The sequence below is a fragment of the Microcystis sp. T1-4 genome (assembly GCF_000297435.1).
In the GTDB taxonomy this organism is placed as follows: Bacteria; Cyanobacteriota; Cyanobacteriia; order Cyanobacteriales; family Microcystaceae; genus Microcystis.
Window position 1 is genome coordinate 1 of sequence record NZ_CAIP01000379.1, and the last position, 15,120, is coordinate 15,120.

Annotated in this window: 15 protein-coding genes and 1 pseudogene; 10 read left to right on the forward strand and 6 right to left on the reverse strand. The window is 40.9% G+C overall.

The window, feature by feature from the left end; translation table 11 throughout:
• The 5 genes and pseudogenes from MICAI_RS17635 to MICAI_RS17655 all read left to right on the forward strand — a co-directional run.
• Positions 1-881, forward strand: a pseudogene (locus MICAI_RS17635) (glycogen-debranching protein); the annotation flags it as partial.
• 172 nt (positions 882-1,053) lie between these two features.
• Complete coding sequence (locus MICAI_RS17640; RefSeq protein WP_008205369.1) at positions 1,054-1,704, forward strand: TVP38/TMEM64 family protein; 651 nt, start codon at positions 1,054-1,056, stop codon at positions 1,702-1,704.
• Positions 1,705-1,908: 204 nt separating this feature from the next.
• Positions 1,909-2,913: a DnaJ C-terminal domain-containing protein gene (locus MICAI_RS17645; RefSeq protein ID WP_008205371.1), complete on the forward strand. Its 1,005-nt coding sequence runs from the start codon at positions 1,909-1,911 to the stop codon at positions 2,911-2,913.
• Between the two features lie 969 nt (positions 2,914-3,882).
• Positions 3,883-4,344, forward strand: a complete 462-nt coding sequence (locus tag MICAI_RS17650) for an AAA family ATPase (RefSeq protein ID WP_008205373.1) — start codon at positions 3,883-3,885, stop codon at positions 4,342-4,344.
• Entirely contained in the window at positions 4,316-4,957 is a 642-nt protein-coding gene (locus tag MICAI_RS17655; protein WP_039900475.1) for a hypothetical protein, read from the forward strand. The genes MICAI_RS17650 and MICAI_RS17655 overlap by 29 nt, the downstream gene beginning before the upstream one ends.
• 117 nt (positions 4,958-5,074) lie before the next feature.
• Here MICAI_RS17655 and MICAI_RS17660 read toward each other — a convergent pair whose 3' ends face one another.
• From MICAI_RS17660 to MICAI_RS17675, 4 genes are all read right to left on the reverse strand, one after another.
• Positions 5,075-5,494: a ribbon-helix-helix protein, CopG family gene (locus MICAI_RS17660; protein WP_008205378.1), complete on the reverse strand. Its 420-nt coding sequence runs from the start codon at positions 5,492-5,494 to the stop codon at positions 5,075-5,077.
• Positions 5,495-5,672: 178 nt separating this feature from the next.
• Positions 5,673-5,813, reverse strand: coding sequence for a hypothetical protein (locus tag MICAI_RS17665; RefSeq protein WP_232306229.1), 141 nt, complete (start codon positions 5,811-5,813; stop codon positions 5,673-5,675).
• 169 nt (positions 5,814-5,982) lie between these two features.
• Entirely contained in the window at positions 5,983-6,555 is a 573-nt protein-coding gene (locus MICAI_RS17670) for a class II aldolase/adducin family protein (RefSeq protein WP_232306230.1), read from the reverse strand.
• Positions 6,556-6,590: 35 nt separating this feature from the next.
• Positions 6,591-6,926, reverse strand: coding sequence for a hypothetical protein (locus tag MICAI_RS17675; RefSeq protein WP_008205385.1), 336 nt, complete (start codon positions 6,924-6,926; stop codon positions 6,591-6,593).
• Between the two features lie 689 nt (positions 6,927-7,615).
• Here MICAI_RS17675 and MICAI_RS26555 point away from each other — a divergent pair.
• From MICAI_RS26555 to MICAI_RS17690, 3 genes are all read left to right on the forward strand, one after another.
• The gene (locus tag MICAI_RS26555) at positions 7,616-7,777 is read left to right on the forward strand and encodes a hypothetical protein (protein WP_008205386.1); all 162 of its coding nucleotides are present in this window, start codon (positions 7,616-7,618) and stop codon (positions 7,775-7,777) included.
• A gap of 258 nt (positions 7,778-8,035) precedes the next feature.
• The gene (locus MICAI_RS17685; RefSeq protein ID WP_008205388.1) at positions 8,036-8,941 is read left to right on the forward strand and encodes a ferritin-like domain-containing protein; all 906 of its coding nucleotides are present in this window, start codon (positions 8,036-8,038) and stop codon (positions 8,939-8,941) included.
• Between the two features lie 304 nt (positions 8,942-9,245).
• Entirely contained in the window at positions 9,246-10,310 is a 1,065-nt protein-coding gene (locus MICAI_RS17690) for a pentapeptide repeat-containing protein (RefSeq protein ID WP_008205390.1), read from the forward strand.
• Positions 10,311-10,388: 78 nt separating this feature from the next.
• On the opposite strand, the gene MICAI_RS17695 is transcribed toward MICAI_RS17690, so the two are convergent.
• The gene (locus tag MICAI_RS17695; RefSeq protein ID WP_008205392.1) at positions 10,389-11,162 is read right to left on the reverse strand and encodes a Uma2 family endonuclease; all 774 of its coding nucleotides are present in this window, start codon (positions 11,160-11,162) and stop codon (positions 10,389-10,391) included.
• Positions 11,163-11,281: 119 nt separating this feature from the next.
• Positions 11,282-11,914 (reverse strand): response regulator, encoded by a 633-nt coding sequence (locus MICAI_RS17700; protein ID WP_008205394.1) that lies wholly within the window; start codon positions 11,912-11,914, stop codon positions 11,282-11,284.
• Between the two features lie 316 nt (positions 11,915-12,230).
• Here MICAI_RS17700 and MICAI_RS17705 point away from each other — a divergent pair, with 316 nt between their 5' ends.
• Together MICAI_RS17705 and MICAI_RS17710 are read left to right on the forward strand one after the other, a co-directional pair.
• On the forward strand, positions 12,231-14,465 hold the full coding sequence (locus MICAI_RS17705; protein ID WP_008205396.1) for a sensor histidine kinase: 2,235 nt from the start codon (positions 12,231-12,233) through the stop codon (positions 14,463-14,465).
• 26 nt (positions 14,466-14,491) lie between these two features.
• Positions 14,492-15,120 (forward strand): glycosyltransferase family 39 protein (locus MICAI_RS17710; RefSeq protein ID WP_039900476.1); only part of this gene is annotated, 629 nt, incomplete at its 3' end.

The following is a 15,120-nucleotide window of genomic DNA, read 5'->3' on the forward strand; positions in this document are numbered from 1 at the left end:
ATACTTTTAAATTCATCGAACAGGTGAACGGAGATTATCGCAATTTTAATGACCAAGGCGGACCACAAAAATCGATCGATTTTATTGTTGCCCACGATGGTTTTACCCTGATGGATTTGGTCAGTTATAACCACAAAAATAACCTCACTCCCTGGCCCTTTGGTCCTTCCGATGGCGGCAATAATAATAACGATTCTTGGGATTCTGGGGGTGATCAGGCTTTACGTCGCCAAAGATTACGCAACTTTTGGACGATTCAATTTTTATCTCGCGGTGTTCCCATGACTGTCTGGGGTGATGAATTTGGCCGCAGCCAAAATGGTAATAATAATCCCTACAATATTGATAGTGTGGCCACTTGGAATAATTATGATATGATTGCCACCCGTTCACCCCATCTACTGCCCACCGGTTATCGGGAAGCTTATCACAATAATTTTGGCACGGGAACTAATCAAGAAGAACGCAATCCTTTATTTATTTTTGCCGCTTATATTGCTCACTTAAGACAGAATCATACAGCACTTAAACAGCACCGCTATGGGGATCTGGTTCTCGATGCGGGCAATGATGTCACCTATTTATTTAAAAAACCCGATGGGGTTAGCGAGTTAACTGCCGATGATCGCTGTATTTGGTTTTTAATTGATGGTAGTGCCGTCGGTGATCACGATTTTCTGGTGTTAATTAATATGTATCATCTGCTGGTGGATTTTCGTCTTCCCTCCCCATCCAATAATTATCGTTGGGTAAGAATTATTGACACGGCAGCTTGGGCAGAAACCAATTATAATTGTTGGTCTGTGGATCAAGGGACAGTAATTGCCGATAACTATAAAGTCAATGGTTTTTCGATCGTGGTTTGCCAGGAGATTAACTGAACTACCCAAACCGATATCGGGGGTAATTTGGGGACGGATCGGGCAGCCGGCTAATATTGAGATCGAGAGCGATTCTTAGTCGATTTCTGCTATATTTTTGGCAATAGGGAAATATAGCCCCTAGCTGCATCTTATGTTTTGCAACCCGAACTTAGCCCAAAATTGCCGTTAAATGTCTAAAACTAAAAGTAGTGTTATTATCCTAACCATAATTTGTATTATCGCCACAGCGATGGGAGTTTATCTGCTCGGTGGTATCGACTCCCAACAATTACAGATCTGGTTAAAACAAATGGGAATTATAGCCCCCATTTTGTATATTATTCTCTATACGATCGGGACAATTTTAATTCTGCCTTCTACCCCCTTAAACCTCAGTGGTGGGGCGATCTTTGGGGTAGTTATGGGAACAGTTTGGACAACGATCGCCGCTTTGGTGGCCGCTATAGTTGCCTTTGCTTTTACCCGTACTATCGGCCGGGAATATACCGCCAAAAAATTTCAGGGAAAATGGCAAGCGATCGATGCAGAAATGCAGCAAGGCGGCCTATTTTATATGTTTGCTATCCGTCTATTACCGATTATTCCCTACGGTATCGTTAACTTTGTTGCGGGATTAACTTCTATCCGTTTTCGCGATTATTTCATCGGTACTTTATTAGGCACTGTCCCCGGAATTTTACCCTTTGTCATGATGGGTGCGGGTTTAAAATCTTTAGGAAAAGGCGATATATTGCCCCTGATGGTGGCTTTTACCCTTATTGCTCTGTTAGTAGCTGTAGGAACTTGGTATCGTCGTCGTCGGCAATTTCCCTTTCAGTGATCAGTTATCAGTTATCAGTTATCAGATTGGAGTTTTAAGTAGATAGTGTTAAGTGAAAACTTTGGCACTTTATTTTCACTGATCACCGGTTACTGGTTACTGTTCACCGATCACTGATCACTGATTCAAGCCTGACAACGATAAAATTAAGTTAGATTAGGAATATTCCGACTGAATCCTCATTGCTAAGGAGATAGCGTATCGATGCCTGCCGCAGATTATAAAGATTATTATGCCGTTCTGGGAGTAGGTAAAACTGCCAGCGCTGAAGAAATAAAAAAAGCTTTTCGTAAATTAGCCGTCAAATATCATCCCGATCGCAATCCTAACGATAAAAGCGCCGAAGAACGTTTTAAAGAAATTAGCGAAGCTTACGAAGTCCTCTCCGATAGCGAAAAACGCCAAAAATACGATCAATTTGGACAATATTGGCAACAGGCTGGGCGATCAAATTGGCCGGGTAATGGGGGGGTTGACTTTGGTTCGGACGGTTTTGACTTTAGCCAGTACAACACCTTTGATGATTTTATCAATGAACTGCTCGGTCGCATGGGGCGCTCCGGCGGTACTCGCCCCGGTTCCCATTCCTACGGGACTCCGGGGAGAGGATTTGGCGATTTTAGCAATTTTAACGACTTTGCCGGCTCTCGTACTGCACCGCAATCCGTCACTTCTGGTATCTCCACCGCTAAACTGCGTCTGACTTTTGCGGAAGCTTTACGAGGAGTACAAAAACGGGTTAATTTAGCCGGAGAAATGATCGATATCAAAATCCCCCCAGGAACTAAAACCGGTAATCGTCTCCGGGTACGGGGTAAAGGACTAATCGATCCCTTGAGTAAACAACGGGGAGATCTATTTCTCGATGTGGAATTAGAACCCCATCCTTTCTTTGCTTTTGAAGGCGATAATTTAACCTGTGAAGTGCCGATTACTCCCGATGAGGCGGTTTTAGGCACAGCGATTGAAGTTCCTACCCCCGATGGCCTGGTGACGGTAAAAATTCCCGCCGGTATTCGTTCCGGTCAATCCCTGCGCTTACGAGGCAAAGGTTGGATCGATAATAAAGGACAACGCGGCGATCAATTAGTCAAAATTGTCATCGATACTCCCAAAGAGTTAACGGCGATCGAACGGGAATTATACGAGAAAATTAAATCTCAGCGTAGCACCGATCCCCGTCGTCATCTCAGACAGGTGCAAATTTAGTCCCTAGCTAGGGTTTGCCGAAACAGTTTTTCGTGGTGGCAGGGTCTGGGGTGTAGGGTTTTAAGCTAAGACCCATTTTAACCCCTTATCTTTAGATTAGCTGAATCTCCCCCGCCCCCCCTTGCCCCTAGCGTAAATTTACTAAGCTGTTGACTATCTAATCCTAAATCCAGTTATTAAAGACTGATTATCTATTGCCCCTTTAGAACTAAGCCCAAATCTTTTCTCACTTTTAGAGGAGGTTTTACCAACAGTTATTCCCCTAGAAATCGAGCAAGGAGGTCAAAGTTTGCCTATTTTCCCAGTCGAGCCGATAGATAAGCTAAAAAATCGGCTCTTCTAGTGGACTGTTTCAGCTAAAATAGGGCAATAGATTTCGGCTTAAAGTCTTAGATTATAGAATTTATAGCATTTTTCTAATACACCAAATTAGCTGAAACAAACCACTAGGTTCTGTGTGATAAGTTTAATTGACATAGGATTGATCGATCTTTGTGTCCTTTGTGTCTTTGTGGTTCGTTCCACCCCCTCGCTCTTGAGAAATGTATCTTAAAATACATTTTACCCACCAAAGCTGGGAGAGCCAAAAATCCAGAATTGAATCGATTACATGAGATGATTAAAAGCGCAACGGATTCAGAACTCACTCGCCTAGAACTTATGATTCGCAGAGAGGAAAGAAAACCACGATGAAGTACATTGTCAAAGGAGAGGAACCAGAAGTATTTAAAGAATGGAAAGCACAAAATAACGAAAACTGGCCACCTACCTTTAACTACATCTCATAATAAATTCGGTGATAATAGGCTGAGTGCAACTGATTAAGCTAAGACGTATTTAAACTGCTTATTCTTCGATTAGCCGAATCTCCTCCAATCTCTTTACTGTTGCCTCTTGCCTCTTGCCTCGTCTCAACAAGCAATTTAAATTACGAACAGCTTATCATTGGACAATGCCCAATTTACTATCATGTCTAAACAAGCAAGAAAAATTAAACTTAAAAATCTAGGAATATTAAAACAAGCTGAATTTGAGCTTGGTGATTTAACTATTATTTGTGGCAATAATAATACTGGCAAAACCTATGCTACTTATGCGCTGTTTGGTTTTTTGTATTTTTGGAAAAAAAGAATAGTATTTACAATACCAGACAAATGTATTAATCAATTACTCAGGGAAGGTTCTATTAACTTAAATCTCTTGGATTATTTTAAAAACTATCCTGAAGCTTTATCAAAAGCTTGTCAAGAATATTCAAAAAATCTATCTACCATTTTTGCCGCCAGTATTGATAAATTTAAAGGGGCTAATTTTGAAGTTGAACTCTTGATTAGTGAATCAGATTTTATTAGTAAAAAATACGAGAGTCAGATTAGTTCTGCTGGCTCAATTGCGGGAATTTTTGCCCGACAGAAAAGCAAGAGACTATAAAATTTTATTTGAGTTAATTGTAGATGATGCAATAGTTAAACCTAGTACAGGTGATCATGGTAAGAAGCAGGTCATTTTAACAGAAACTGATGACAAAAACTCTTATTCTGTTAAGATTCACTCTATCCCTGATACTGTATCTGTATTTGTTGTTAAATCGGATATTTTTCCTCCACCTAAAGCAATTTTTAAAAATAACAAGAATGAATGTAAACGCGCTGATTATATTCTTTTAGTAGAACAAGAGGAAGGTAAATATCAAGGTAAATATGTTATTTTCCTAGAGCTAAAATCAGGCAAGGATAGTAATAGTGACATTATTGCTCAACTTAAATGCTCCTTAGGCTTATTCAAGTATTGTCGCACAATTGGTAAAATATTTTGGGAGGAAGAAGATTTTTTAAAAGATTATAAATTTTGCTTTGTTACCATTAAAAATATTCCAGCGCACAGACAAAGACTTAATAAAAAGCCAACAAGAATTGATAAAGAAAGCTTATTAAAATCAGAATCTATCGAATCTTCTCTCTCTTGGATTCCTCGTAAACTGATTATATTTTGCTATCAAAACGAATTCTATTTTAATCAATTTTTTCATGGCATCTTAACTTGACAATGTTAGATTTAATTTGGCGTTACCATTTGGCTAGGAACTAGAGTTATGGGCGCACGCAATGCGCCCCTACGGAATATTTTTGGTTAACAAAAAAAAGAAAACCGCAATTACAATTCATGGAACAAAATCGGTTAAAATCTCATCTGGTTCGTCATCTATGTCATCCTCATCTAATTCCCCAATAAAATCGACAGCAGCGGAAAAATTAGCAGCAGCTAATGTTAAAGACTGCTGAGATTGCAGGGGCGACAGGAGTTGTTCGAGATTGTTTAAGCGAAATGATAGAGAATCAACCTCTTGTTTGAATTGATCAATCTTATTAATTTTAGCTTGCAATAACTTCAATTCAGCTTGAATAATCTGCAATGAATCAGTTGCAGTAGGTCGATTCTCTGCCAGATCAAGATATTGATTTAAAGCCGCCAGCATCAATTGAGAAATTGACTGATTTTGCGCCTGCGCTAACCCATCAATCTGCGCCAGTAATGCTGGTTTAACCTTGGTTTTGATGACAATTTTTGTGGATTTGCTCATGAATATTAAATCTAATCGATTAAAACATCTTCTTCAGATTGCGAATTTTGACCAGATTGTGGGAAAACCTTGGCCAACTCTGGATTCTCAACTCCTTGGTTAACAGGCGATCGCTAACAAGAAGCTCTCCCAACCGATGGACTGGGTTTTATCTCAATCTACTTAACCGGAACTCAGGTTAATAAGAAGTAAAACCTCGAAACATATAACCGACAATCAAACCGATTAATAGGGCCCATGCTTGCCCAGTTTTGACAAAATTTGAGAAGGATTTCTGGAAATTCCCGATGATATCCACGTCTTGCTCCGAAATAGTCATCAAGACATTGGTAAGAGGCGAAAAATCGATTGAGACAGATAGATGATGGAAGATGTCGATCACGATGGCATTCCTCAAAGACGAAAATCTACAGAATAAGTTAACATGAAAAGGACTAAATTAAAACCACTTTTGCACCCCCAGCGGTGAGTTGGAAAGGAGGTCACTTTCAAGATGATTGCAATTGCCAGTAATAGGATAACAATAAATTGCCCGCTTTTGCTAAATCTTGACCAAAGGCGATAATTCCTTCTTCATGACCACTCATCACTAAAATTTGTTGCTCCTCTAGACGATCTTCTTGGCATAAACGGATAATTTCTGCGGCCATTTCTGGGGTTCCATAGGCAATATTTTCTTGAGTGGTCGGCACTCGATACATCAAATTTTGCCACAGCTGGCGATGGTGAATATGAATCACCCCATTAATCTGGGGATTCGCTTCATAAATCGCTCCATGGGTGAGAGTTTCTGAAGAAGCGGCGATTGTTCCCCGACAAGTGACCCGATTTTCTCTCCAATCGTAGTCTATAACCGTGGTGTAATGGGATTCATTTAATACGGGGATTCCCCCGGTGTTAGTGCCAGAAATAATGATTTCTTTGTCTATTTTTCCTCGTTGACTCACATTACCAAAACCGATTCCGTTATCGTATTGACCGATTAATCCCAGTCGATAGAGACGATTGCGCCAATAATTTAATTCCGCAATCTCTGAGCTTATTAAGGGACGGTCAGAAATTCAAGTACAATTGTATTTAACGTAGCCTTCGTCAATCATAGATTTTTCTGAAAATATTCGGGATAATTTTGACAAACTTTCTGCACAAAGTCCTGGAGAGGATAGGAAATATTAGCGATATAATTATCTTTGATAACTTGGGAGAATAGGGGTAAAACTTCCGTATCTAAGGCGGGGTTAAATAAGTCCATCGGCAGGATTAAATCGGAACCTTCCCGTACATCAATTGTCTCAAAATTATCGGATGAAATTAACCAAAGAGGACGCACCCAAAGAGCCGAACGACTTTCGATCACCTGAATTACTTCTCCGTATAAAGTTCGATTTTTGCAGAATAAACTAACAATTTGATGGGTAGTAAATGTGTTCATAGACAATTCTAGGTTTCCTTGATACTATAGCAGTTATCTTAATGGTGAAGTACAAAGTTTTTCTTTTCGGGAACGACGGAACTGCGGAACAGTTTAGTGATCGTATTTTGACATAGATTAAACCTCTTGCATAATTAATTTTTCAGGGTTCAAAAACGGCAAAAATAAGGATTAAATGGCATAAAGTCTGTAAATAGACCATTTAACTGATTATTATTCATTCTTAATTCTCCTGACTACTGACTACTGGCTACTGACTCCTAACCCTAACAACAATTTTTGATTTTTACAAGAGGTCTATTTGTAATAAACTGACAAATTACTTAAAATAATTTAAGCTTTTTTCCGAAAAAATTGTTAAAAACTTGACATAAATACTAATTTACCCGTGATTGAATAATACTAATTGGGCGTAGGGAATGAGAGAAAATGAATGTATTAGGAGAGACAAGATTTGAGCAGGGAGTAATTAATATGTCCTTGTCAATATCTGCGATCAAGATAGCTAAGTAGGTCAAGAACTAGGCAAGGTTTGCCAGGATTATCAAGAAGAAAACCAAGAAGCGATCAGCAATACTTGGCGGGACTCCTATCAATTTATCATATACGTTCCCCATCCCGACCAGCAACAGGAAGAAATCAGCCTAGAAGCAGGTTTAAGTTGCGGTTACAACGGGGGAGTCCAGCCCATGATCAACAGAAGTCAAATTCCCGATAAAATTCCTGAAGGGGGGCATTTTGTGGTGGTGCTTAAACAGGTAAAATTAGCAGGAGAATTTAAAATTGCCGCCACGGGAATATTTATTTTAACCCAGATTATCGTCGTCCCCACTGGAGGGAAGTCTATCTAGGTGCCACGGGATTTAGTGGTTTTTAAGGCATTGGCTAGGGATTCGGTAGCATTGATGATGGTGACTCTCCTGACAAATATCTTTTCTTCACCACCTAATTTTGTTTCCCACTTGCATCAGTGATCAGTTATCAGATGTAAGCTTTCAGTTGACTGATTACTGTTTACTGATCACTGAAAAAAGCTCCCCGCTCCCTTGCCAGATTGGGGAAAAACTCCGTTAGAATACGGGAAGCCGTTAACAAAACGATACAAAATCATGACCGTTGCTTACCCTCGTAAATTCAAGAAGACGATGAGCGCTCGCGACATCATGAAGCGTGTCATTAGCGATCGCGAAATTCATCTTGTCACCCTCAATCGTTACCGCTACAACGAACAACGTAGCTGTAAAGACCTGACCGAACTGATCGAAACCTTAGACGGACAACCAAAAGAACTGATCCAGGAGCTTTCCCATCACGTCGCCGATGAGGCCCGCCATGCTTACTGGTTAACCGATTTATTAATCGAATTGGGGGCCGATGTGGGGAAACCGCCGGGGTTGTCCTATATCGACGAATTTGAACGTCTTCTCGATCAAGACCAATTCCAAGGCGAAGAACAAAGGGAAGATGGACTGATTGCGGCCCTAGCGGCAATTAACGTCACGGAAAAACGGGGATGCGAATACTTTGCCGCCCATATTTATGCCCTCAAAGCAGGGGAACAAACCCCAGAAAATCTGAAAATTCGGGACACGATCGCCAAAATCTTTCCCGAAGAAGCGGGCCATGTGCGTTGGGGTAATCGTTGGTTAGCCAAAATTGCCCAAAAAAGCCCCGAACATCGGCAAAAAGTCGAAAAAGCTAAGGCTAAATACTCGGCGATCGAACAGGCCGCCTATGAATCGGGTATGGATATCACCCTGGGGGCAGAATTGCGCCGCTTCGGTCATTTAATGGAAATCGCCGCCACTATGCCGCTCTGGCAACGTCCTCAATATCTGATGGAACGTTTACCCCAATCCCTTCTCGACCCGAAATTGCAATTATTCCGGGTAGAAGCGGCCCGAAAAGCCTGGAATCGGGATCCACAAATGTTTATGGAACGCTTTTTGCCGATGTTTTTTAATGCGGACGGCAATATTGGCAAAAAAGAGGGCTCTCCCAGGTTTGGTGGGTAAAATGTATTCTAGGATACAGTCCTGCTGGCGAGTGAGTGGAACGAACCACAAAGACACAAAGGACACAAAGATTGATCGATCATATTGTAAGTTAAACTGATCACACAGAACCTAGAAGAGCCAAAAGAGAAAGTCAACTAATTTAACCTTGATTTTCTTCGGCAATCATTCAGCGATCGCTGAAGAAATGTTCAGCGAGGATCGAGAAAATCAGCTATTGTTTTAAATAGGGGTGAGTTCTCGGCTTTGGGGCCAGAGAAACACCACTTTTTTACTGTTTATTTTAGCTTTTCTCTTTTAGATTATGCGTCTTTTAGCTGCCTTCGATCGCTATCCCGATAGTGTATCGTTAACCCTAGAACCAGTAGCCACCGACTCGCAAAAATTTGATTTATATTTAACTTTACACCTACAAGCTCAAATTCAATCTCTCCTGGCTGGGGAAATCAAATGGGGACTAAAAGGAGGAAAATTAGATTTTGTTTTAGTTAATTGTCACCTAACACCAAATCCTCTTTCTAGTCAAGAGTTATACATAAATTGTATTAATAATCATCAATGGCGGTTATCGTTCAAAAGTCCTCAGTCAATATTTACAGGAGCGCTCGAAAGAATTAACCTAGGAACCGTGAGTGTGGAGGAAGAAACTTATCATCTGACGGTGCAATTTTCCCTGACGGCTGCCGATATCTGTATCACGGAAACATCGGGATTATGGAAACATGATATAAGTCCCAATAAACATAGTATTTTAGAGCGAAAGTTAGCATTTTTCCTGATGGAAAATCAATTTGATGCTTTTTTGAGTCGTATTTCTTTAGGGTCATCCCAAGTAGAATTAGATACTGTTCTAGTTGAACCGCAACCAGCAGCATCAGAAAATTTCGAGAAATTGCAGACACAAATCGAGGGAATTTATGCTGCTGTTACTGATGATTTTCGGGAATTAGCCCAATTAGCTGAACTCAATCCCCTGACGGATTTTACTGGGGCAAATCTTCTAGCAGCGGAATTAAGTGGTATATCTTTAGGCATGGCTAATCTCTATCAAGCGAATCTGCGGGGGGCAAATTTAACCGATGCTGATTTAAGTGAAATTAACGGCAGTCATGCTAGTTTTAAGGGAGCGGATTTAAGCGGAGCCTTATTAGCTAATGCCGATTTAAGTTATGCTGATTTTTATCGTTCTAGTTTGGCTTTAGCTAATTTAATCGGCTCCAATTTAGAAGGAGCTAATTTGGTTGAAGTCAATATCACTCAAGCGAATTTTAGCGGGGCAAAAGTGAAGGGGGCAAAGTTTGCCGATAACGTGGGTATGACCGAGGAATTGCGGCAAAATTTACGCTTGCGCGGAGCTTTCTGCGATTAGTCAACTATTCAGCCTCTAAATGACACCAAATACCCTCACCTTTCACCGAAAATAGCGTTATTAAATAACAAAAGGAGATTAGAGATTTTCCTCGGCATCTATGCCCAATTCCCGCAGTTTAGCCGCTAATTTCGCCGCTTTTTGCTTTTCTTGCTCGACTTGGTTTTCTGCCTCCACAGCCCGATTTTCTGCCTCTAAAACCCGATTTTCTGCCTCCACAGCCCGATTTTCTGCCTGTTGTGCCGCTTCTGCGGGAGTGGGGACTAATTCTCCTTCGGGGGTAAAATAGCGCAATTTATTGGCGGATAAACCCAAATATAAGCCTAATTGTTGACTCCAGAGCCGTCCCTGATGATTGGGGGTAATCGGTTGATATTGACCGCTAATTAGGGTAAATCCTTCAAATTCTAGGCTTTCTGGGTCAAACCAAAAATAATCGGGAGTGCGAAATATATCTTGATAAATTTGTTTTTTCTCCTCTCGGTCAACTTTGGCGGTACTATCGGAAAGAATTTCGATAATTAAATTGGGATATTTGCCCTCTTCTCGCCAAATTACCCAACTTCTGCGGTTGGGATTGGGATTTGTCCCCAAAACGACGAAAAAATCAGGACCACGGAAGAATTCTGACTTTTTCTGGTTGGGACTGTAATAAATGGTTAAATTGCCGGCGGCAAAATAATCTTCTCGCTCGCGCCACCACCATTCTAAACACTGAATTAGTAAAATAATTTGTTGTAGATGTAGGTTACTTTCCAAGGGTGGTTCATCACTCCAAAATTCGCCTTCTGGGAAGATTATCTCAGGGTTGACATGGGAATCGACTAGGGGTAAGCTTTCAGCGATAGTCATGGTTTGTCCAACAGAGATAGGTCGATCAATTATTATAAATTATTCAAGGGATTTTTTGAGCAATTGTAGCAGTAGCAATTGAGGTAGAATATTCCTGTGGGTAAATCGCCATTTTCTCCTTAAACAATACCGGATCGCAGGGCAATGACGGCCGCTTGTACTCGGTCGTCCACGGCTAATTTATTCATAATTCCCCGCACATGGGTTTTAATCGTATTGGTGCTTAAATAAAGTTGTTCGGCGATTTCAGCGTTACTTTTGCCTTCAACAATTAACTTTAAAACTTCCATTTCTCGCTCCGATAAAAGTGCTAGATTGGGATTAGGTTGCACTGCTGGCGGTTTGAGATTATCCATGACTAAACGGGCAATTTGAGGGTCTAAATAGGTGGCCCCGTCCTTAGCTGCTTCAATAGCGGCCAAAAGGCGATCGAGACTCGCTCCCTTGATACAATAGGCATCAGCACCACTGGCCAGAGCTGCGATCACTTCCTGTTGGAGAGTGTGGGAAGTGAGCATGACCACATGAACATTAGCTAAACCCTCCTTAATCTGTTTAGTTGCCGCAATGCCATCGAGACGGGGTAAACCGATGTCCATGACCACTAAATCGGGCCGTAGGGATAGGGCTAATTGTACCGCTGCCAGACCATCACTAGCTTGACCGACGATCTCAAAATCCGGCTGTTCACCGAGCGCTTGTTCTAAACCTAACTGCATTAAAGGATCGTCTTCAACAATTAAAATCCGCATGATCTTTGATTCCTAACGGGAAAATGTACGGTTTTCACCCATCTGCATGAGGCAGAACTACTCCTAGTTTAGGCAATCTGGAGATGGATTAACAGTGATTTAGTGACCCATGACCAGTGACCAGTGATCAGTAAACAGTGACCAGTAACCAGTGACCAGTGACCAGTGACCAGTGAAAGATACTAAATTTATTGAAAATTGAAAACTTAAACCTAATAACTGATAACTGATAACTGATGACTGATAACTGATAACTGATAACTGATAACTGATAACTGATGACTGATAACTGATAACTGATAACTGATAACTGAAAATGCTACGGATTTCATCAGATCGGTCTAAAATTGTGCTTGTTGCCCTGGTTTATCTGGGTGTTGGTTGGCTAGGCTATCTCTGCTTAAATTTAGGGTCGCGACCTGCCCCAATTTGGATGAGTGCTGGTATTGGCTTGACTGCTGTTTTTTTAGGGGGAAAAAGGCTAGTTTTAGGCGTTTTTATCGGGGATTTGCTTCTTACCTTCCTTTTAGGGGCCAGTTGGCCCATAGCTCTATTTTCGGCAATCGGGAGCAGTTTATCAGCCCTGTTAGGGGCGCAATTCTTGCATTATCTGAGATTTTCCGCCACTTTACAGCGTATTCGCGATATCCTTTTACTGGTATTTTTAGCGGCCCTATTAGCCTCGGCAGTCAATGCCACTATCGATACTTTTGCCCGTAGTTGGCTAAATACTTGGGATTGGCGGCAATTTGGACAGTCTTGGGGCATTATCTGGCTCGGAGATAGTACGGGGATCTTAATGACCACGCCGCTGCTGTTGCGTTTTTGCTTCCAGCGTCACTCCCTGCGGGAACCACGGCAACCCCAACGCCTTGGCGAGGCCTTACTTTGTCTGAGTTTGCTAACGGTGGTGACTTCCGTGGTTTTTGGTGGTCAACAGAATTTTCTTAACCCCGATTGGAGCATGGTGCAGTATCTTGAATATCTCCCTTTTCCCTTTGTGGTTTGGGCTGCTATGCGTTTTCAGACCTGGGGAGCGGTAATAGCCAATTTTTTAGTATCTATTTTAGCTTTGATGGGATTGGCCGGGGGAGTCAGCCCTTTTATCCTACAGGCTCCCGATTATACCAGAGGTGTCTTGATCTTACAAATCTTTTTAGTCATTGTCATGTCAACTTCGCTGTTTTTATCGGCGGCGATTAGCGAAAGACAACAGATCGATCGAGCTTTAAATGAAACTTTAGAACGAGAACATTTACTAACACAAGTTGCTTTAAAAGTCCATCAATCTTTAGATATAGATCAGGTTTTAAATACCATTGTTGAGGAAATCAGAAATTTTCTCGATGCCGATCAAGTCTATATCGGTCACTGTCAAGAGGGGGGGGGGTCTAAGGTAATCGCCGAGTCCCGTCGTCCCCAGATTCCCTCGCTCATGGGTTGGTTTCCCGAACCAGAATTACTGGAAGAATTGGGACAATTATTTTCTTTAGATAAGTTAATTATTGCTGATAATACCGCTAAGGTGCAAACGCTGCCCACTCTCAAGGGTTATTATGAATACCTGCAAGTTAAATCCTCTTTAGTTTTACCTCTAAAGGTTAATCATCAACATTTAGGCGCTTTAGTGGTTCATCAATATTCCCATCCTCGTCATTGGCAAAAAAGCGAGGTCAAATTATTAGAACAGTTAGCCACCCAAGTTTGTATCGCTATCGGCCAAGCGCAACTATATCAGAGGGTGCAAAGCTTGAATAATAATTTAGAACAGCAAGTAGCGGCCAGAACCCTGGAACTGCGGGAAAAAGTTCGGGAAATTCAGCGTTTATACGAAATGAAAACGGTTTTTTTACAGGCAGTATCCCACGATCTTCGCACCTCGATTATGGGATTAGTGATGTTATTAAAAAATTTACAGTGTCGGCAAACAGAAAAAGTAACTATCTCGCGAACAATGCTCGATCAGGTGGTGCGTAGTTGCGATCGACAATTAACTTTAATTAATGCTTTATCAGAAAATCATTTTGCTGAAGAACGGCCTTTAATCTTGCATCGTCAACCTCTATCTCTAAAAAAACAGGTGGAAATTTGGCTGAAAGATTGGCAAAAAGATTTTGATTTATATCAAGCTACGTTTATTAATCTTCTCCCCGATGACTTACCCGCTATTGATGCCGATCCTTGTCAGCTAAGAAGTGTTTTTGAACAATTATTAAATAATGCCTTAAAACATAATCCTTCACCGATTCAATTAGCTTTAGATGCTCGTATTGACCAAGATATGCTCTACTGCACTTTAAGCGATAATGGCATTGGCATGGATGAGGAACAATGTCAACATCTTTTCCATTTATATGTAAGAAATCTTCATAATCAACACCTAACGGGAATCGGTTTAGGTTCCTACCAATGTCGGCAAATTATCGAGGCTCACTCTGGGAGAATTGGGGTAAAAAGTACCCCGCTGGTTGGCTCACAGTTTTGGTTTACCTTACCCCTTGCCCATCAAAATTCTAGAGTGATTAAGCAGGAGTTAGTCAACAGTAATTAGTGATTTTTAGCAGGATCGAGATAATTATGCTTACCCGTCAATCTGGGGTTATATTTGCTTTCGGTTTATTGATTATTGTCAATATTTTCTATTTTGTCCATCTCGCCTACTATAGCTATGTTTGGCACGATGAATCTTTGGTCTTACTACATCTTTCTGGTAACAGAACCGAACAGTTAATTAACTATCTCTTCGACGGACAAATTAAATCTACAGAACAACTCTGGCAATTTCAAGGGGTTAATTCTGTGAAAGGGTTTCCCGATACCTTAGCCTCTCTTTATACTAGCTCGAATTACGATCTACCTCTCTATTATATTTTCCTCTGGTTTTTAGCAAGATTATTGGGCAATTCTTATCTAGTATTAAGGGGATTTTCGGTAATTATTTGGTTTGGTATTTTATGGAGTTTTTACCATTTAGCTTTGACCTTATTTAAAAATAAAAACGCCGCTTTAATTGCCGCTACACTTATCTTCTTTTCCCCGCGGTTTACCGGTTATGCTCTAGGAATTTGGGAATACGGCCTATATGTTTTCTGTTCGATACTTTCTAGCTGGTTATTTCTCAAAGCTCTTGACTCTTCGCAACCGAAAAAAGATTGGTTTTTCTATAGTTTATCCCTAATCGCTGGTTTATACACCCATGTTTTCTT

Excerpts from the sequence above, each read along its gene's own strand:
- MICAI_RS17650 (WP_008205373.1), top strand. The coding sequence starts at position 3,883 with ATGTCTAAACAAGCAAGAAAAATTAAACTTAAAAATCTAGGAATATTA.
- MICAI_RS17700 (WP_008205394.1), bottom strand. The coding sequence starts at position 11,914 with ATGCGGATTTTAATTGTTGAAGACGATCCTTTAATGCAGTTAGGTTTA.
- MICAI_RS17665 (WP_232306229.1), bottom strand. The coding sequence starts at position 5,813 with ATGACTATTTCGGAGCAAGACGTGGATATCATCGGGAATTTCCAGAAA.
- MICAI_RS17645 (WP_008205371.1), top strand. The coding sequence starts at position 1,909 with ATGCCTGCCGCAGATTATAAAGATTATTATGCCGTTCTGGGAGTAGGT.
- MICAI_RS17695 (WP_008205392.1), bottom strand. The coding sequence starts at position 11,162 with ATGACTATCGCTGAAAGCTTACCCCTAGTCGATTCCCATGTCAACCCT.
- MICAI_RS17705 (WP_008205396.1), top strand. The coding sequence starts at position 12,231 with ATGCTACGGATTTCATCAGATCGGTCTAAAATTGTGCTTGTTGCCCTG.
- MICAI_RS17675 (WP_008205385.1), bottom strand. The coding sequence starts at position 6,926 with ATGAACACATTTACTACCCATCAAATTGTTAGTTTATTCTGCAAAAAT.
- MICAI_RS17685 (WP_008205388.1), top strand. The coding sequence starts at position 8,036 with ATGACCGTTGCTTACCCTCGTAAATTCAAGAAGACGATGAGCGCTCGC.
- MICAI_RS17660 (WP_008205378.1), bottom strand. The coding sequence starts at position 5,494 with ATGAGCAAATCCACAAAAATTGTCATCAAAACCAAGGTTAAACCAGCA.
- MICAI_RS17690 (WP_008205390.1), top strand. The coding sequence starts at position 9,246 with ATGCGTCTTTTAGCTGCCTTCGATCGCTATCCCGATAGTGTATCGTTA.
- MICAI_RS17640 (WP_008205369.1), top strand. The coding sequence starts at position 1,054 with ATGTCTAAAACTAAAAGTAGTGTTATTATCCTAACCATAATTTGTATT.
- MICAI_RS26555 (WP_008205386.1), top strand. The coding sequence starts at position 7,616 with ATGATCAACAGAAGTCAAATTCCCGATAAAATTCCTGAAGGGGGGCAT.